At 56.4% G+C, this 18399-nt stretch carries 18 protein-coding genes and 1 pseudogene; 11 read left to right on the top strand and 8 right to left on the bottom strand.

Annotation, left to right across the window (positions count from 1 at the left end):
* Positions 1 to 22: 22 nt before the first annotated feature.
* Entirely contained in the window at positions 23 to 928 is a 906-nt protein-coding gene (locus ACQG22_RS10405) for a LysR family transcriptional regulator (RefSeq protein WP_023620317.1), read from the bottom strand.
* Between the two features lie 121 nt (positions 929 to 1049).
* Between ACQG22_RS10405 and ACQG22_RS10400 the strand changes: the two genes are divergently transcribed.
* A complete protein-coding gene (locus tag ACQG22_RS10400) occupies positions 1050 to 2303 on the top strand; it encodes an MFS transporter (RefSeq protein WP_013096829.1) in 1254 nt (417 codons plus the stop codon).
* A 76-nt stretch (positions 2304 to 2379) separates the two neighbouring features.
* Here the strand turns inward: ACQG22_RS10400 and ACQG22_RS10395 are convergent, their stop codons facing one another.
* The 3 genes from ACQG22_RS10395 to ACQG22_RS10385 all read right to left on the bottom strand — a co-directional run bounded on the left by ACQG22_RS10395 (position 2380) and on the right by ACQG22_RS10385 (position 5546).
* Positions 2380 to 3771: an APC family permease gene (locus ACQG22_RS10395; RefSeq protein WP_013096830.1), complete on the bottom strand. Its 1392-nt coding sequence runs from the start codon at positions 3769 to 3771 to the stop codon at positions 2380 to 2382.
* On the bottom strand, positions 3761 to 3946 hold the full coding sequence (locus ACQG22_RS10390; RefSeq protein ID WP_418250462.1) for a hypothetical protein: 186 nt from the start codon (positions 3944 to 3946) through the stop codon (positions 3761 to 3763). Before ACQG22_RS10390 ends, ACQG22_RS10395 begins: the two co-directional genes overlap by 11 nt.
* Before the next feature lie 181 nt (positions 3947 to 4127).
* Positions 4128 to 5546 (bottom strand): glutamine synthetase family protein, encoded by a 1419-nt coding sequence (locus tag ACQG22_RS10385; protein WP_013096832.1) that lies wholly within the window; start codon positions 5544 to 5546, stop codon positions 4128 to 4130.
* Between the two features lie 214 nt (positions 5547 to 5760).
* Here ACQG22_RS10385 and puuD point away from each other — a divergent pair, with 214 nt between their 5' ends.
* The 8 genes from puuD to ACQG22_RS10345 all read left to right on the top strand — a co-directional run bounded on the left by puuD (position 5761) and on the right by ACQG22_RS10345 (position 14604).
* Entirely contained in the window at positions 5761 to 6525 is a 765-nt protein-coding gene (gene puuD / locus ACQG22_RS10380) for a gamma-glutamyl-gamma-aminobutyrate hydrolase (protein ID WP_014831700.1), read from the top strand.
* A gap of 25 nt (positions 6526 to 6550) precedes the next feature.
* The gene (gene puuR / locus ACQG22_RS10375; protein ID WP_013096835.1) at positions 6551 to 7108 is read left to right on the top strand and encodes an HTH-type transcriptional regulator PuuR; all 558 of its coding nucleotides are present in this window, start codon (positions 6551 to 6553) and stop codon (positions 7106 to 7108) included.
* 157 nt (positions 7109 to 7265) lie between these two features.
* Positions 7266 to 8759 (top strand): aldehyde dehydrogenase PuuC, encoded by a 1494-nt coding sequence (puuC, locus tag ACQG22_RS10370; RefSeq protein ID WP_128310800.1) that lies wholly within the window; start codon positions 7266 to 7268, stop codon positions 8757 to 8759.
* A complete protein-coding gene (locus ACQG22_RS10365; protein WP_058679530.1) occupies positions 8756 to 10036 on the top strand; it encodes an NAD(P)/FAD-dependent oxidoreductase in 1281 nt (426 codons plus the stop codon). Before puuC ends, ACQG22_RS10365 begins: the two co-directional genes overlap by 4 nt.
* 25 nt (positions 10037 to 10061) lie before the next feature.
* Positions 10062 to 11333, top strand: a complete 1272-nt coding sequence (gene puuE / locus ACQG22_RS10360; protein WP_369706629.1) for a 4-aminobutyrate transaminase — start codon at positions 10062 to 10064, stop codon at positions 11331 to 11333.
* Between the two features lie 150 nt (positions 11334 to 11483).
* Positions 11484 to 12971, top strand: coding sequence for a carboxypeptidase M32 (locus tag ACQG22_RS10355; protein ID WP_369706628.1), 1488 nt, complete (start codon positions 11484 to 11486; stop codon positions 12969 to 12971).
* Between the two features lie 148 nt (positions 12972 to 13119).
* A complete protein-coding gene (gene asr / locus ACQG22_RS10350) occupies positions 13120 to 13509 on the top strand; it encodes an acid resistance repetitive basic protein Asr (RefSeq protein ID WP_369706627.1) in 390 nt (129 codons plus the stop codon).
* A 276-nt stretch (positions 13510 to 13785) separates the two neighbouring features.
* Positions 13786 to 14604, top strand: a complete 819-nt coding sequence (locus ACQG22_RS10345) for a trypsin-like serine peptidase (protein WP_369706626.1) — start codon at positions 13786 to 13788, stop codon at positions 14602 to 14604.
* 28 nt (positions 14605 to 14632) lie between these two features.
* On the opposite strand, the gene mdtI is transcribed toward ACQG22_RS10345, so the two are convergent.
* The 3 genes and pseudogenes from mdtI to ACQG22_RS10330 all read right to left on the bottom strand — a co-directional run bounded on the left by mdtI (position 14633) and on the right by ACQG22_RS10330 (position 15598).
* Positions 14633 to 14962 (bottom strand): multidrug/spermidine efflux SMR transporter subunit MdtI, encoded by a 330-nt coding sequence (gene mdtI, locus ACQG22_RS10340; protein ID WP_013096842.1) that lies wholly within the window; start codon positions 14960 to 14962, stop codon positions 14633 to 14635.
* Entirely contained in the window at positions 14949 to 15311 is a 363-nt protein-coding gene (gene mdtJ, locus ACQG22_RS10335; RefSeq protein ID WP_029882799.1) for a multidrug/spermidine efflux SMR transporter subunit MdtJ, read from the bottom strand. The genes mdtI and mdtJ overlap by 14 nt, the downstream gene beginning before the upstream one ends.
* Positions 15312 to 15427: 116 nt before the next feature.
* A pseudogene (locus ACQG22_RS10330) lies at positions 15428 to 15598 on the bottom strand (hypothetical protein).
* Positions 15599 to 15729: 131 nt separating this feature from the next.
* Here ACQG22_RS10330 and ACQG22_RS10325 point away from each other — a divergent pair.
* Positions 15730 to 16767, top strand: coding sequence for an AI-2E family transporter (locus tag ACQG22_RS10325; protein ID WP_038419271.1), 1038 nt, complete (start codon positions 15730 to 15732; stop codon positions 16765 to 16767).
* Between the two features lie 17 nt (positions 16768 to 16784).
* Here the strand turns inward: ACQG22_RS10325 and ACQG22_RS10320 are convergent, their stop codons facing one another.
* Positions 16785 to 17810, bottom strand: a complete 1026-nt coding sequence (locus ACQG22_RS10320) for an LLM class flavin-dependent oxidoreductase (protein ID WP_058661262.1) — start codon at positions 17808 to 17810, stop codon at positions 16785 to 16787.
* Between the two features lie 178 nt (positions 17811 to 17988).
* On the opposite strand from ACQG22_RS10320, the gene yajD reads away from it, so the two are divergent.
* On the top strand, positions 17989 to 18336 hold the full coding sequence (gene yajD, locus ACQG22_RS10315; protein ID WP_006808895.1) for an HNH nuclease YajD: 348 nt from the start codon (positions 17989 to 17991) through the stop codon (positions 18334 to 18336).
* The last annotated feature ends 63 nt before the right edge of the window (positions 18337 to 18399 follow it).

The raw sequence follows: 18399 nt of genomic DNA, 5'->3' as shown, positions 1-18399 counted from the left end.
GCACATTTTTGCCCATTTTTCCCTATAAATATCGCCCGGCAGAGGCGGTGATAAGCTGCTTTTTAAAACGCTGTGCCGCATTGCTCTGTTCATGATGTCTGGACCACACCAGCCACATCTCCGATACCGCATCGTCTTCGGCAAGCGGAACCCAGCACATTTCACGCAATTGTACCCGTTTAAAGGAGGCCGGGAGAATAGAAACCCCCAGCCCGGCGGCGACCAGGCCTATTATTGTCATCGCCTCTCCTACCTCCTGGGTAATGACCGGGGCGAGATCGTAGCGGCGCATCAGGCCCAGAATATCGTCATACAGACCGGTTCCCACCTGCGGGTCGAAAAAGACAAACGGCTCTTTCGCCAGCTCCGCCAGCGTGACGGCAGGTTTCGACGCCAGGGGGTGATCGCGCGGGATCATCGCCATCAGCGGCTCGCGCAGGATCACCTGCCACGCCAGCGAGTCCGGCAGTTGAGTGTTGCGCATCAACCCTAAATCCAGCGCCCCTTCATTCAGCGGAGCAATTTGTTCCCGGGTATTAATTTCGCGCGTCTGAATATGCACGTCCGGGAAGTCACGGCGAAACGACGACAGGGTTTGCGAGACGGCGCTGATAAACGGGGCTGACGAGGTAAACCCGATGCGCAATTCACCGGCTTCCCCCAGATAGAGCCGCTCTGCGCGGGCGGCGGCGTCGTCAACCATGCTCAGAATTTGTCGGCTGTCGGCCAGAAACTGCCTGCCTGCCGCCGTCAGGCTCACGCTACGGTTGGTGCGGGCGAGAAGACGGGCGCCAATCTGCTGCTCCAGGATCTGAATTTGCTGGCTGAGCGGCGGCTGCGAAATGTTCAGGCGCGCGGCGGCGCGGCCAAAATGGAGTTCTTCTGCCACCGCGACAAAGTAGCGTAAATGACGCAGTTCGATATTCATATTTTATATGTATCATTTGAGATTATTAATATATTAGACAGAATATTTACATTTTCCTACCCTGAAGAGGTGGTCATACCCGTCACCAGAAACCACGGGGATGTTTAAGCAAGGAACATGTGTGAGTCGTACATCTACCGTTGATATCGAACCGGCACGCGATATCGATGATTTACCCGCAGCTTCTCAACCGGCGCAGTTTATTAAACGTGGTACCTCCCAATTTATGCGCGTCACGCTGGCGCTGTTCTCAGCCGGTCTGGCAACCTTTGCCCTGCTCTACTGCGTTCAGCCTATCCTTCCCGTGCTGTCACATGAGTTTGGCGTCTCACCGGCCAGCAGCAGTATTTCTCTCTCTATTTCAACCGGGATGCTGGCTGTCGGCCTGCTTTTTACCGGCCCTCTCTCTGATGCCATTGGGCGTAAACAGGTGATGGTGACCGCGCTGATGCTGGCGTCGGTTTGTACGTTGCTCTCCACCATGATGACCAGCTGGCACGGGATCCTGATGATGCGCGCGCTCATCGGGTTATCCCTGAGCGGCGTGGCGGCGGTCGGGATGACCTATCTCAGCGAAGAGATCCACCCGAGCTTTGTCGCGTTCTCCATGGGGCTGTACATCAGCGGGAACTCCATTGGCGGTATGAGCGGACGCCTGCTGAGCGGCGTGTTTACAGACTTCTTTAACTGGCGCATTGCGCTGGCGGTGATTGGCTGCTTTGCACTGGCCTCTGCGCTGATGTTCTGGAAAATTCTGCCGGAATCACGCCACTTCCGCCCCACCTCCCTGCGTCCGAAAACGCTGTTTATCAACTTCCGCCTGCACTGGCGGGATAAAGGACTGCCGCGGCTGTTCCTGACCGGCTTCCTGCTGATGGGATCGTTCGTCACGCTGTTTAACTATATTGGCTATCGTCTGATGCTTTCGCCGTGGCATCTGAGCCAGGCGGTAGTCGGCCTGCTCTCCGTGGCGTATCTGACAGGGACCTGGAGCTCGCCAAAAGCCGGAGCGATGACCGCCCGCTATGGCCGTGGGCCGGTGATGCTGGTCTCAACCGCCGTGATGTTGCTGGGCCTGTTGCTGACGCTCTTCTCGTCCCTGTGGCTGATTTTCACCGGCATGCTGCTCTTCTCTGCCGGTTTCTTCGCCGCGCATTCCGTTGCCAGCAGCTGGATTGGCCCGCGCGCCCGTCGTGCCAAAGGCCAGGCATCCTCTTTGTATCTGTTTAGCTATTATCTTGGCTCCAGCTTCGCCGGGACGCTGGGCGGTGTGTTCTGGCACAACTACGGCTGGAACGGCGTGGGCGGGTTTATCGCGCTGATGCTCTGCGGGGCACTGCTGGTGGGCGCCAGTCTTCATAAACGTCTGAGATAATCCGCCTGCGGGCTGATATCCGGTAAGACGAGCGATCCAGATAAACGGCACCAGCGTACTGGTGCCGTTTTTACATTCAGGAATCCCAGGCCTGCTCTATCTTAGCGGCTTCAAACTGCGGAGGCGGTTTTCGGAAACGGCGCGTCAGCCATGTCAGATAAAGGACCCCCAGTGCCGCCCAGATGAGGCCAAGCGTCAGGGACGTCGCTTCGAGGTTTATCCACAGCACGCCGACCGTTACGGCACCAATGAGTGGTAGCAGGAGATAGTGGAACCGATCTTTCCACGTTTTGTTCAGCCCCTTACGCCGCCAGAAATGGTTGTACACCGAGAGATTAACAAACGTAAACGCCACCAGCGCGCCAAAGTTGATCAGCGCCGTCGCGGTCACGAGGTCAAAGTACAGGGCCGACAGCGCCACTATCCCTACCATAATGACGTTCAGGGCCGGAGTACGCCATTTCGGATGCACGTAGCCAAACACCCGCTCCGGAAAGACGTTGTCACGCCCCATCACATACAATAAGCGTGAGACGCTGGCGTGTGAGGCCAGGCCTGAAGCGAGCGTATTCACAAACGTGGTACACAGAAACACCGACTGGAAGAGCTTGCCGCCCACGTACAGCGCAATTTCCGGCAGCGCGGCGTCCGGGTTCTTGAAGCGCGCAATCGTCGGGAAGAAGAGTTGCATGAAAAACGAGGCAACAATGAATATCAGCCCGCCATACAGTGCGGTCAGGAAAATGGCTTTGGGAATAACCCGCGCCGCGTTTGGCGTCTCTTCCGACAGCGTGGTGACCGCGTCAAACCCGAGGAAAGAGAAGCAGACGATAGTCGCGCCGGTAATAATCGGGATCAGATGTGCGTTCTCGCTGATAAACGGCTGCAACGACCAGACGGTGCCCACGCCCTCCCCCTTGTGCAGGCCATGCACCACGAGTATGACAAACACCACCATGATGGCGATCTGCACCAGCACAAACAGGGTGTTAAAGTTGGCGACCAAATTAACACTCTTCAGGTTCGCCAGCGTCAGGATGGTCACAAACCCCACCACCCAGACCCACGGCGGGACTTCCGGGAACAATGCGGAAAGGTAGATCTTCGCCAGCAGCACGTTGATCATCGGCAGGAAGAGATAGTCCAGCAGCGAGGACCAGCCGACCATAAACCCCAGATGGGGTCCGATCGATTTCTGCGTGTAGGTGTACGCAGAGCCCGCTTCCGGGAACTGTCGTACCAGTTTGCCGTAGCTGATGGCGGTAAACATGACGCCCGCCAGCGCCAGGAGATACGAGGCGGGCACGTGCCCATTGCTGATACCGGACACAATGCCGAAGGTATCAAACACGGTCATGGGGGTGAGGTAAGCCAGCCCCATCATCACCACCTGCCAGAGCTTGAGGGAACTGCGCAGCCGGGTTCTTCCGGCCATGCCCGGCGAATCAAGAGATGTGTTAGTCGCCATAGACCATCCCCCCCATGCTTACCGTGGTTTGCAATCGCGTTGACCTTAACGCAAACCTGCTTAGCAAAGGGGGAAGTTGTAAAGAACATACGCGATCGTACCAGCGCAGCGTCTCTCGCTCGCACTCACAGCAGGCGCCTGACTGGCCCCCTTCGCCCTGCGGATAGTTGAACATCTGCATCATTTCCTACCTCGTCACACAGTGTCGTTAAGAAAGTCCCTGTGCCGCCTGCGCTCCATAACGCGACTCCCGGGAGATAGCTGGCGTGCCAGCGAACAGTTCGGCCAGGCTCCGCGCAGGCCGTTTGGTGATACGTATGCAATGAAACAAAGCGGCCCCTGACCGGGGCACGTCATCAGGCGTTTTTCAGCATCCACTCGATTTCAGTTTCGGTAATCAGGCGTTCGAACTGCAGTAATTCATCATTTTTGCAGGCGTGATAGACGTGGCAGAAACGTTCGCCCAGCCGCTCGCGAAGGTGATCGTTTTGCATAAACTCCCACAGCGCATCGCTCTGTCGAATCGGGAACGGCAGTCCGTCCTGCTCCAGACCATTGCCTTCAACTTCTTCCTGCAGGGGTAAATCGTTATCCAGCCCGTGTAAAATGCCGGCAAAAATCGCCGCCATCACCAGATACGGATTCGCGTCTGCTCCCGCCACCCGGTATTCGACCCGATGGTTATGGCGATCGCCGCAGGGGATACGCAGGGCAACCGTGCGATTATTGTGTCCCCATGACGCCTGCGTCGGCACGTACATTCCCGGCTGGAAACGGCGGTAGGAGTTGACGTTCGGCGCCAGCAGCGCCATGGACGCTGGCATCAGATCGATCATCCCGGCCAGCGCGCGTTTCAGCAGCGCGGAATCCTCACCGCTGGCGTCTGCGAACACGTTTTCGCCTCTGTTGTTTTGCATGCTGATGTGGATATGCATCCCGCTGCCCGCATGTTCTTCATACGGCTTTGCCATAAACGTGGCGTGCATCTTGTGTTTTTCCGCCATCTGCCTGACGAGACGTTTTAGCGCCAGCGCATCATCGCAGGCATCCAGCACGTTTTCCGTATGGTGCAGGTTAATCTCAAACTGGCCCGGGGAGGCTTCAGCCACTGCCCCGTCGGCGGGGATCAGCTGCAGCTGCGCCAGTTCGTCAATGTCATTCAGCACGTCAGCAAAGTGGTTGAGATTATCAACCGAGTAGACCTGACTCTGCGTGTTACGCACGTCGGTGCCCGGCGCGCAGGGTGGCTGCAGATAGCCGTCGGCATCGCGTTTACGGTCAAGTAAATAGAACTCCAGCTCTACCGCTACCACGGGGAACAGACCGCGCTGGCGCAGCTGCTGCCAGAGTCGGTTGAGTACGTTCCGCGGCTCAACGTCAAAGGGAGCGCCATCTTCATCGACCATGGTGAGCTGCACCTGACCAATGTACTCCGGGTCGGCGGCGGAGGGTGTCAGGGTGCCCGGCACCGGCACACAGATACAGTCCGGCTCGCCCAGCTCCTGCCCCAGCCCTGCCTCTTCCACAACGTTACCCAGAATGTCCATGGCGAAAACCGATGCCGGGAAATAGCAGCCTTTTTCAAGTTTGCTCAGTCCGGCAACCGGGATACGTTTGCCGCGAAAACAGCCGTTCAGGTCGGTCAGGAGGACATCAATAAACTGGGTGTCAGGATACTTTTCTAAATAGCGCTTCACTTCCTGCGTAAAGGCGCTGCCCCGCCTCTCATCCGTGTGCTGCACAAAGTTCTCAACTTCTACGATATTGGTTTCCATGATTTACCACCGTTTTTGGGATTTGCGTTCGCTGCTCTGGACTGTCAAATATAATGTCCACACTATCGAATCTGTATGCAAACAAATTGTTTGTCAAATGTTAAATTAAGTTTGCAAAAGGCAGATCTCGTTGCTAGATTGAGAAAATATTGAACGAAAAGGCCGTTTCACAGGCGAGAATGGCCTAAATTTAGTCCACTTTGTGAGGGCGATCATGGAAAATATAATGAACAAGCCAGTTATTGGCGTGGTGATGTGCAGAAACAGGCTTAAGGGTCACGAGACCCAGACCCTGCAAGAAAAGTACCTGAATGCCATTATTAACGCGGGGGGCTTACCTGTTGCCTTACCGCATGCGCTGGCAGAGCCAGAGCTTATTACCGCTCTGCTGCCAACCCTGGACGGAATTTACCTGCCGGGCAGCCCAAGTAACGTGCAGCCGCACCTTTATGGTGAAAACGGCGATGAGCCTGACGCCGATCCCGGGCGAGATCTTCTGAGTATGGCGCTGATTGCTGCCGCGCTCGAAAGGCGCATCCCCATTTTCGCCATCTGCCGGGGGCTGCAGGAAATGGTTGTTGCCACGGGAGGGACGCTGTATCGCCGCCTGTTCGAGCAGAACGACCTGCTTGAGCACCGGGAAGATCCTGAACTGCCGGTTGAGCTACAATACGCCCCTTCTCATGAAGTTCAGGTCCAGGAGGGAGGACTGCTGTCTCAATTAATACCAGGCTGTAACACATTTTGGGTAAACTCGTTACACGGGCAAGGTGCACGGACGTTAGGACCACGGCTCCGCGTGGAGGCCCGCTCGACGGACGGGCTCGTCGAAGCGGTCAGCGTTCATGACCACCCTTTTGCCCTCGGCGTGCAATGGCACCCCGAATGGAACAGCAGCGAGTACGCCCTGTCACGCATGTTGTTTGAAGGTTTTATCACCGCCTGTCAAAGCCACATTGCCGAGAAGCAACGGCTTTGACCACTACCGTAAAGGAAATGCAACTATGAGCGATGACGGACTGGCGCCAGGGAAACGTCTGTCTGAGATCCGCCAGCAATTGGGTCTCTCGCAGCGGCGTGCCGCCGAACTGTCTGGGTTAACACACAGTGCCATCAGCACCATTGAGCAGGACAAAGTCAGTCCTGCCATCAGTACGCTGCAAAAGCTGCTGAAAGTTTATGGGCTGTCGCTCTCGGAATTCTTTTCGGAACCGGAAAAACCTGATGAACCGCAGGTGGTTATTAATCAGGAAGACCTTATCGAAATAGGCAGTCAGGGGGTTTCGATGAAGCTGGTTCATAACGGAAATCCGAACCGTACGCTGGCGATGATTTTTGAAACTTACCAGCCAGGAACCACGACCGGAGAGAGGATCAAACACCAGGGTGAGGAGATCGGTACGATACTGGAAGGTGAAATAGTGCTGACCATTAATGGCCAGCCTTATCACCTGGTTGCGGGGCAAAGCTATGCCATTAATACCGGCATACCGCACAGCTTCAGCAACACCTCGGCAGGCATCTGCCGCATTATCAGTGCCCACACCCCCACCACGTTCTAATTACCACTCAGTCCCGGCGTAAGTGCGCTTACGCCGGGACAAATAAAAACGATCAATGTCGGCATTCAGCGGGTTAATTCCCGGGATGCCTCACGGCTTCGTATTGCCTGAAACGGCCATGACCTTATTTATCTGATTGCGAAAGAAAGGAGTGAATATGCATTTTCAGCACCTGACTTACTGGCAGGATAAAGCAAAAAACAGCGCCATTGAGACCCGGTTATTTATTAACGGTGCCTATTGTGACGCCGCCGATAATGCCACGTTTGAAACCGTCAATCCCGCGACACAACAGACGCTGGCGAACGTGGCCCGGGGCAAGCAGGCGGACGTGGACCGTGCAGTTCAGGCGGCGCGTGAGGTATTTGAGCGCGGTGACTGGTCGCAGGCGTCTCCGGCGCAGCGCAAGGCTGTGCTCAATAAGCTCGCCGATTTAATGGAACGCCACGGCGAAGAGCTGGCCTTACTGGAAACACTGGACACCGGTAAACCCATCCGCCACAGCCTGCGCGATGATATTCCCGGCGCGGCGCGCGCCATTCGCTGGTACGCCGAAGCGGCGGATAAAGTCTATGGCGAAGTGGCGCCTACGGGGCCGGGCGAACTGGCGATGATCGTGCGCGAGCCGATCGGGGTGGTTGCGGCCATCGTTCCCTGGAACTTCCCGCTGCTGCTGGCCTGCTGGAAGCTGGGCCCGGCACTGATCGCGGGCAACAGCGTGGTATTGAAACCGTCGGAGAAATCGCCACTCACCGCCCTGCGGCTGGCCGGGCTGGCGAAAGAGGCAGGCCTGCCGGACGGCGTGCTGAATGTGATAAGCGGTTACGGCCACGAAGCGGGCCAGGCACTGGCACTGCATCCAGAGGTCGAGGTGCTGACCTTTACCGGCTCTACCCGTACCGGCAAGCAGCTGTTGAAGGACGCGGGAGAAAGCAACATGAAGCGCGTCTGGCTGGAGGCGGGCGGCAAGAGCGCCAACATTATCTTTGCCGACTGTCCGGACCTCGACAAAGCCGTGAGCGCGACCGCCGCCGGGATTTTTTATAACCAGGGGCAAGTCTGTATCGCCGGTACCCGCCTGCTACTCGAAGACAGCATCGCCGATGACTTTCTGGCAAAGCTGAAAGCGCAGGCCCGTCACTGGCAGCCGGGCGATCCGCTCAACCCTGACAGCACGATGGGCATGCTCATCGACGCTGCACATGCCGATACCGTCCACACGTTTATTCGCGAGGGAACCCGAAAAGGTACGCTGCTGCTTGACGGGCGGGAACAAGCATGGCCTTGTGCAGTCGGTCCCACCATTTTTGTCGACATCGATCCTGCCTCCCCGCTGTGCCGGGAAGAGATTTTCGGGCCGGTGCTGGTCGTCACCCGTTTTAAAACCGAAGAGGAAGCCTTAACGCTGGCCAACGACAGTGAATATGGGCTTGGCGCGGCGGTATGGACCCGCGATCTTTCCCGCGCGCACCGCATGAGCCGCCGCCTGAAAGCAGGCTCGGTCTTCGTCAATAACTATAACGACGGCGATATGACCGTACCCTTTGGCGGCTATAAGCAGAGCGGCAACGGTCGCGATAAGTCCCTGCATGCGCTGGAAAAATTTACTGAACTGAAAACCATCTGGATTGCCCTGGAGTCTCAATCATGACCGAACATACCACCAGCTACTACGCGGCCAGCGCGAACGCTTACGAACCTTTCCCGACGCTTAACGAGTCGATCAGCTGTGACGTGTGCGTGGTGGGCGGCGGCTATACCGGCCTCTCCTCCGCGCTGCATCTCGCCGAAATGGGCTACGACGTGGTGCTCCTTGAAGGGGCGCGCATCGGCTTCGGCGCCAGCGGACGCAACGGCGGCCAGCTGGTTAACTCTTACAGCCGCGATATCGACGTGATTGAGAAAAACTACGGACCCGATGCCGCCAGAGTCCTTGGGAGCATGATGTTTGAAGGCGGGGAGATCATCCGGGAGCGTATCCAGCGCTATCAAATCCAGTGCGACTATCGTCCCGGCGGGCTGTTTGTGGCGCTAAACCATAAGCAGCTCGAGACGCTGGAGGAGCAAAAAGCCAACTGGGAACGCTACGGCAATACGCAGCTGGAGTTGCTGGACGCCAGTGCCATCCGCCGGGAAGTCGACAGCGAACGCTATACCGGCGCGCTGCTGGACCGCAGCGGGGGGCATATTCATCCACTGAACCTGGCGATCGGCGAAGCAGACGCCATTCGCCTGAACGGCGGGCGGGTGTATGAACAGTCCCCGGTGACCGCCATTCAGCACACCAGCCCGGCGGTGGTAAGCACGCAGCATGGCCAGGTGACGGCCCGCTATGTGATCGTCGCCGGGAATGCCTATCTGGGCGATAAGATAGAACCGGAACTGGCAAAACGCAGCATGCCTTGCGGCACTCAGGTTGTGACCACCGCCCCGCTGCCGGAAGCGCTCGTCCGCACGCTGATCCCCAATAACTACTGCGTGGAAGATTGTAACTACCTGCTGGATTACTACCGTCTTACCGCCGACAACCGCCTGCTGTACGGCGGTGGCGTCGTCTATGGCGCGCGCGATCCGGACGATGTCGAGCGTCTGGTGATGCCAAAGCTACTGAAAACCTTCCCACAGCTGGCCGGTGTCAAAATCGACTACCGCTGGACGGGCAACTTCCTGCTGACCCTGTCGCGCATGCCGCAGTTTGGTCGTCTGGATAAAAACATCTATTACATGCAGGGCTACAGCGGCCACGGCGTGACCTGCACCCACCTGGCCGGACGGCTGATTTCGGAACTGTTGCGCGGTGACGCTGAGCGCTTTGATGCGTTTGCCAACCTTCCGCACTACCCCTTCCCGGGCGGTCGCAGCCTGCGGATTCCATTCACGGCGATGGGCGCGGCGTATTACAGCCTGCGCGATCGTCTTGGCGTATGAGCGTTTCGACAAAAGGGTATCTGACATGAGTAACCAGGAATTTCATCAGCGTAGACTTTCTGCCACCCCGCGCGGCGTAGGCGTAATGTGTGATTTCTTTGCCCGCACGGCGGAGAATGCCACGCTTACCGACGTGGAAGGCAACGACTATATTGATTTCGCCGCCGGGATCGCGGTACTGAATACCGGCCATCGTCATCCTGAACTGGTGGCCGCAGTGGAAAAACAGCTTCACCAGTTCACCCACACGGCCTACCAGATTGTGCCGTATGAAAGCTACGTTTCATTAGCCGAAAAACTTAATGAGCTGGCCCCGGTGCAGAGCCCGGCCAAAACGGCATTCTTCACAACGGGCGCGGAAGCGGTGGAAAATGCCATTAAAATCGCCCGGGCCCACACCGGCAGACCGGGCGTGATTGCCTTCGGAGGAGGCTTTCACGGTCGAACCTATATGACCATGGCATTAACTGGCAAGGTCGCGCCTTATAAGCTGGGATTTGGCCCCTTCCCGGGGTCGGTTTATCACGTGCCCTATCCCTCGGAGCTGCACGGCATCACGACGCAGGATGCCATCACGGCGATAGAACGTCTGTTCAAAGCAGACATTGAGGCGAAACAGGTAGCGGCGATTATTTTTGAACCCATTCAGGGTGAAGGCGGCTTCAACGTCGCCCCGCCAGAGCTGGTGGCCGCCATCCGCCGTATCTGTGATGAACACGGGATCGTGATGATTGCCGACGAAGTACAGAGCGGCTTCGCCCGTACGGGGAAACTGTTTGCCATGGAACACTACGCCGACAAGCCCGACCTGATGACGATGGCGAAAAGCCTGGCAGGCGGAATGCCGCTGTCCGGCGTGGTGGGCCGCGCCGAAATCATGGACGCGCCGGCGCCCGGCGGTCTGGGGGGGACCTATGCAGGCAACCCACTGGCGGTGGCCGCCGCGCACGCGGTGCTGAATATTATCGACAACGAGTCACTGTGCGCCCGCGCCCGGCATCTGGGCGATCGACTGAAAGCCATCCTGGAAGAGATTCAGGGCACCTTCCCTGCGCTCGTGGCGATAAGGGGAAGAGGATCGATGATTGCGGCGGAGTTTTTTGATCCCGAGAGCCGTGCACCTTCGGCCGCCATCGCGCAGGCGATCCAGCAAAAAGCTCTCGCCCAGGGCCTGCTGTTATTGATCTGCGGCCAGTACGGCAACGTGATCCGCTTCCTTTATCCGCTGACCATTCCGGATGCCCAGTTCACCCAGGCGCTGGCGATCTTGCAACAGGTTATGCGTGATAAGACCTAAGTAACCACCGAAAACCGTCTCCCGGCATTCCGGAGACGGTTTCAACGGAGGAGATCGGCTTAGATTTCCTCCGTGTGGGAAATGCTGGGGAATTTGGTCTGTTTCATTGTATGCTCCCTGAAACACATCCCTGGCAAGAGGAAATAAGAATTGCAAAAAACATCCGCCTATCAGTCACTTGTGAAAACCTTCCAGCGTCTCTCCCGCTTCTCGCACCTCTCCTCCATCGCCAGTTGGGACATGTTCACCATGATGCCGCCCGGCGGCAGCGCCGCGCGCGGTGAAGCGCTGGCCGAGATGAGCGTCCTGCAACATCAGATCCTGACCGACAAAAAAGTGGGTGAATGGCTGGCTGCAGCGGCAGGTGAAGATTTGAATGACGTCGAACAGGCCAACCTGCGTGAAATGACGCGTCAATATCAGCAGGCCTCGCTGCTGCCGGAATCGCTGGTGGAAGCCAAATCGCTGGCGGGCAGCAAATGTGAGCACGCCTGGCGTACCCAGCGTCCGGCCAATGACTGGCAAGGCTTTTCCGCCAATCTGAAAGAGGTGGTAAAACTCAGCCGTGAAGAGGCGCGTCTGCGCGCGGACGCAAAAGGTTGCTCACCTTACGATGCGCTGCTGGATATTTTTGAGCCAGACATGACCAGCGCGCGTCTGGACGTGCTCTTTGCCGACATGAAGTCGTGGCTGCCGGATCTGCTGGCAAACGTGGTCGACAAGCAGGCCAGGCAGACCTTCGTTCCGCCTCAGGGCCCCTTCCCGACGGCAACGCAGCGTGAGCTGGGGCTGGAAGCCATGAAGATGCTCGGCTTCGATTTCAACGGCGGTCGTCTGGACGTGAGCGCGCACCCGTTCTGCGGCGGCGTGCCGGAAGATGTGCGCATTACCACGCGGTATGACGAAGATGAACTCCTCAGCGCTCTGTTTGGCGTGATCCACGAAACCGGACACGCGCGCTACGAACAGAACCTGCCGCGCGCGTGGGCCGGTCAGCCCGTTGCCCTGGCGCGTTCAACGGCAATCCACGAATCCCAGAGTCTGTTCTTTGAGATGCAGCTTGGCCGCAGCGAGGCGTTCCTGAAACATCTCCTCCCTGCCGTTCATGCCCGTTTTGGCAGCCAGGCGGCGTTTAGCGAAGAGAACTTTATCGCCTGGAACCAGCGCGTGAAGCCGGGCTATATCCGCGTCGATGCCGACGAGGTGAGCTACCCGGCACACGTGGTGCTGCGCTATGAGATTGAGCGGGCGCTGATCAATGGCGATATCGAGGTGGAGGACATCCCGGCCCTGTGGGATGAGAAAATGCAGGCGTGGCTCGGGTTATCCACCAAAGACAACTACCGCAACGGCTGTATGCAGGATATCCACTGGACCGACGGCGGATTCGGTTACTTCCCGTCTTATACGCTGGGGGCGATGTACGCCGCGCAGCTGTTCCATGCCGCGAAAACGGCACTGCCAGGTCTGCAGGCCTCTATCGCTGACGGGGATCTGTCGGCCCTGTTTGACTGGCTGCGCCAGAACGTCTGGCAACACGGCAGCCGGTTTACCACATCACAGCTGATCACCCAGGCGACGGGAGAAGATCTGAATATCCGCTACTTCCGTGAACACCTGACCTCGCGTTACCTGTAATGACCCACGCCGGGGAAAGCCCCGGCGTTGTACAAACGGTTACACGCCGATACCAATCACTCACGGAAACCCCGAATTTACAGGGATATAGTTATTTCAACGGCCCCGCAGTGGGGTTAAATGAAAAACCAAATTCGAGGGTATGAACATGAATAAAGTATTAGCTCTGGTTGTTGCCGCTGCTATGGGTCTGTCTTCTGCTGCGTTCGCTGCTGAGACTACTGCAACTGCTCCTGCTGCCGCTGCACCTGCTGCAACCACCGCTGCACCGGCAAAAACGGTACACCACAAGAAACATCACAAAGCCGCTAAACCTGCTTCTGAGCAAAAAGCGCAGGCGGCTAAAAAGCACCACAAAAAAGTCGTAAAACAAGACGCCGCTAAACCTGCTGTTGAGCAGAAAGCACAGGCCGCCAAAAAGCACCACAAAAAAGCGACTAAACCCGCTGTAGAGCAGAAAGCTCAGGCCGCTAAAAAGCATCACAAAAAAGCAGTAAAACACGAAGCTGCTAAACCAGCTGCTCAGCCAGCTGCGTAAGAGTACAAGCTAAACCGTGCCCTTCGGGGCACGTTGGTAAACCGGCGCTGAACCTTTCAATACAGCGCCGTTTTTTTATCCGGAGGGCGTATGCTGCGACGCTATCGGTTTGAGTTGATCCTTATCCTGCTTATTTTATGCGCGCTCATCGCAAGCCAGTTTTATCTTTCCTGATCGTAGCACGCTGATTTTACTCCCACTTTAGCGCTGTCCCGTCTATAGTATTTTCATAGGGTTCACTTTTAATAATCATAATTACCCCCACCAGAGTGTGATATGCGTAAATCTGTTGTGTTATTACTGGGAACGTTTGCTCTTTTTTCTGGATTCGCGCATGCGGATGATGACGATGATGACACCATTAGCGCGAAAGAGCTTAAAACGCTGTTTTTCGGCCATGATGATCGTACGCGTGTCGCCGATCCTACCCAGGCCCCGTGGGATGCCATCGGGCAACTGGAAACCGCCAGCGGTAACTTATGCACCGCCACGCTGATTACCCCTCAGCTTGCCCTGACCGCAGGCCATTGCCTGTTGACGCCGCCGGACGGCAAACCCGACAAAGCCGTGGTACTGCGATTTGTGTCTCAGAAAGGGATGTGGCGCTATGAAATTCACGGGATTGAAGGCCGGGTTGACCCTTCGCTGGGTAAGCGCCTGAAACCGGACGGCGACGGCTGGATAGTCCCGCCCGCTGCGGCCTCCTGGGATTTCGGTCTCATCATTTTGCGCTACCCGCCTTCTGGTATCACTCCTCTGCCCCTGTTTGATGGCGATAAAGCCGCGCTGACCGCCGCGCTGAAAGCCGTCGATCGCAAGGTGACGCAATCCGGTTATCCGGTCGATCATCTGGATACGCTGTACACCCACACCGACTGCATTGTGACCGGCTGGGCGCAAAACAGCGTGCTCTCTCACCAGTGCGATACGTTACCGGGCGACAGCGGCTCACCGCTGATGCTGAAAACGGATAACGGCTGGCAGTTGATTGGTGTGCAGAGTTCAGCCCCGGCGGCCAAAGACCGATGGCGCGCGGATAACCGTGCTCTCTCGGTGACCGGTTTTCGCGACAAGCTGGAAGCGCTGGCACAATAACAGGCCAGCGCCGCCTCGCCTGACGTCATCAGGCGAGTTTTATCATAATCATACCGGCCAGCAGCAATACCAGGCCGATCCAGCCTTTATTATTTAACCGTTGGCCGAAGAGCACCCACCCTGCTGCCAGGGTCGCGGCAATACCAAACCCGCCCCACAGGGCATAGGCCACAGACAGATCGATACCTTTGACCGCCTGAGACAGGGCGCTAAACGCCCCCAGCACAGCGGCAATCGACATCAGACCGTAAACTTTACGGCGAAAACCATCAGAGAATTTCAGAAACACGTTCGCCAGAATTTCCAGAACAATGGCGAACCCCAGCCAGGCCGCGTGGATCCATTCAAACTGCTGCATGGGTCTGCTCCTTCTGCGGTTTTGTCGGTTTACGTGTACCCGATTTAATCAGCACAATCCCGACTACCAGCGTCGTCAATCCGGCGATCTTCATTGTTGATAGGGTTTCGTCAAATAACAAAACGCTGAACAGCGTAATCAACAAAATACCGATACCTTCCCAGAGGGCATAAGCCACCCCCAGCGCGATTTTCTTCACCGCAAACGAGAGGAAAATATAGGAAAGCGAAATCATCACCAGCATTAAAATAAAACCGGTGTTGCCATCGCTGACGCTTGCCCATTTCATAGACAGCGTGCCGGTAATTTCAGCGAGAATAGCCAGGGCTAATAAAATCCAGTAAAACATGTTTTTCTCCTGCTTGAGAATATAATCCATCGCGGCTCGCTGCGAACAGCAAACCCAAAAAAGGAAATTAAATCAGATAGCTAAGCGCATGGCGCCAGCTCAGGCAGAAGACGTGACTATAGCGCGTTGCGCCAGTGTTGCTCACCGGACAGAAGGAAGAAAGAGGTGGAGAATACAGCAGTATGGTTTGAAGAATACGTCCTGAACAAATTGTCCATAAAATTACAATTATCCGCGGTGTTGCTTCTCGTCTTTGCGGATCAAAATTGTCCTCGGTAGTTAAACACGCTAAATTTGTACCATAAGCCAGGATTTTACTCAAAGTCTTTTCAATTCTTTACCGAGGCCGTTTGACTTCGGTTAGTTTATTAAACGCCTTTCGCCTTTATTATAAATAAAAAAATACGCAGGAATTGCCATGGCTAAACCCATCATTACCCTGAACGGCCTTAAGATTGTGATCATGCTCGGTATGCTGGTGATCATCCTGACGGGCGTTCGTTTTGCCGCCGATATTATCGTGCCTTTTATTCTGGCGCTGTTTATTGCAGTGATCCTTAACCCGCTGGTTCAGCGCATGGTACGGATACGCATACCGCGCGTGCTGGCGATCACCCTGCTCATCAGCATCATTATTATCGCGATGGTGCTGCTGGTCGCTTATCTGGGCACGTCCCTGAATGAACTGGCGCGCACGCTGCCGAAATACCGCTCGTCGCTGGTGATCCCCCTGTTGCAGATTGAACCCTGGCTGCAGCGCGCGGGCATTGAAGTCTCCGTGGAGGAACTGCTGAAGTATATCGATCCCAACGCGGCCATGACCCTCGTCACCAGCCTGCTGGCGCAGCTCTCCAACGCCATGACCTCTATTTTCCTGCTGTTTTTAACCGTGGTGTTTATGCTGCTGGAGGTGCCGCAACTGCCTGCCAAATTGCAGCATATAATGGTTCGGCCGGTGGAAGGCATGGGCGCGATTCAGCGTGCACTGGACAGTGTTTCCCGCTATCTGGTGCTGAAAACGGCGATCAGTCTCGTCACCGGGTGTGTTGTCTGGGGCATGCTGGTTGCGCTGGATGTGCGGTTTGCGTTCGTCTGGGGACTGCTCGCCTTTGCGCTTAATTATATTCCCAACATCGGTTCCGTGCTGGCGGCCATCCCGCCTATTCTGCAGGTGCTGGTTTTCAGCGGTTTGTATGATGCCCTGATTCTGCTGGCCGGTTATCTGGTGATTAACCTGGTCTTCGGAAACATTCTTGAACCGCGCATGATGGGACGCGGGCTTGGGCTTTCGACCCTGGTGGTGTTTTTGTCCCTGATATTCTGGGGTTGGCTGCTCGGCCCCGTTGGCATGCTGCTCTCCGTTCCGCTGACCATCATCGTCAAGATTGCGCTTGAGCAGACGGCGGGCGGGCAAAGTATCGCCATACTGCTGAGCGATATGAGCCACAGAGGCTGAGCAACCCGTCAGTTTACCTACTCGCGCCAGCCCATTGCTGGCGCCACATGTTTGAGGATCGACTCAATCACATGCGCGTTGTAGTCCACGCCAAGCTGATTCGGTACGGTCAGTAACAGGGTATCCGCTTCGGCTATCGCGTCGTCCTGCTTCAATTGTTCAACCAGCTTGTCGGGCTCTGCCGCATAGCTCCGCCCGAAAATCGCCCGCGTTTTTTCATCCAGATAGCCCACGCTATCGCTGTCGTTGCGGCTGGCCCCGAAATACATCCGGTCACGATCGTCCATCAGGGCAAAGATACTGCGGCTCACCGACACACGCGGCTGACGGGTATGGCCCGCCTCAGCCCAGGCCTGACGATACGCGCGGATCTGTTTTGCCTGCTGAATATGGAACGGCTCGCCGGTTTCATCGTCTTTCAGCGTTGAGCTTTGCAGGTTCATGCCCAGTTTTGCGGCCCAGACCGCCGTTGCATTTGAACCGGCGCCCCACCAGATGCGGTCGCGTAAACCTTCGGAATGAGGCTCCAGGCGCAGCAGGCCCGGCGGGTTCGGGAACATCGGTTGCGGGTTTGGTTTCGCAAACCCTTCTCCGCGCAGCACCTCAAGCAGCACCTCGGTATGACGACGCGCCATATCCGATTCGTTTTCCCCTTCCTGCGGGACATAGCCAAAGTGACGCCAGCCATCAATCACCTGCTCCGGCGAGCCGCGGCTAATTCCCAGCTGTAAACGCCCGCCAGAGATCAGATCCGCCGCCCCGGCATCCTCCGCCATGTACATTGGGTTTTCATACCGCATGTCGATCACGCCGGTACCGATTTCGATGTTTTTGGTTTTTGCGCCTATCGCCGCAAGCAAGGGGAACGGCGAGCTGAGCTGGCGGGCAAAGTGGTGCACACGGAAATAAGCGCCATCGGCACCCAGCTCTTCAGCGGCCACGGCCAGGTCGATGGACTGCAGCAGCGTGTCCGCTGCGGTTCGGGTACCGGACTGTGGCGACGGCGTCCAGTGACCAAATGATAAAAATCCGATCTTTTTCATAAGGGGTAATCCTGAGAATGTGTTGCGTTTCTTCTACTCTACGCATTACCGGGCAACAATAAATGCCGTTTATTTAACGGAAAGCGTCAAATAAATTGACTGACCTGAGCAGATCGCTATTGCGTTCCATAATCGGATATAATTTCGCTCACTCTTTTCCTGGCAGGTAAAACCGGCAATGGCTCTGATCCCTAAAAACTACGCGCGGCTGGAAAGCGGCTACCGTGAAAAAGCATTAAAAATTTATCCATGGGTCTGTGGGCGCTGCTCACGGGAATTTGTCTATTCCAACCTTCGGGAACTGACGGTTCACCATATCGATCACGACCATACCAATAACCCGGAAGATGGCAGTAACTGGGAGCTGTTGTGCCTGTTTTGCCACGATCATGAACACTCGAAGTACACCGAAGCGGATCAGTACGGCACCACCGTTGTCGCGGGAGAAGACGCGCAAAAAGATGTGGGTGTGGCCACTTTTAATCCGTTTGCTGATTTGAAAGCGATGATGAACAAGAAGAAATAATCTTCCAGGAATTTTCTCGCTCCGGCCAGCTCTGTTCACCCGTATACATAGACGTACCAGGTA

The sequence above is a fragment of the Enterobacter cloacae complex sp. 309I3 genome (assembly GCF_050031595.1).
Classification (GTDB): domain Bacteria; phylum Pseudomonadota; class Gammaproteobacteria; order Enterobacterales; family Enterobacteriaceae; genus Enterobacter; species Enterobacter cloacae.
Note: the sequence above shows the minus strand (reverse complement) of the source record. Positions and strands in the feature narration are given on the sequence as shown.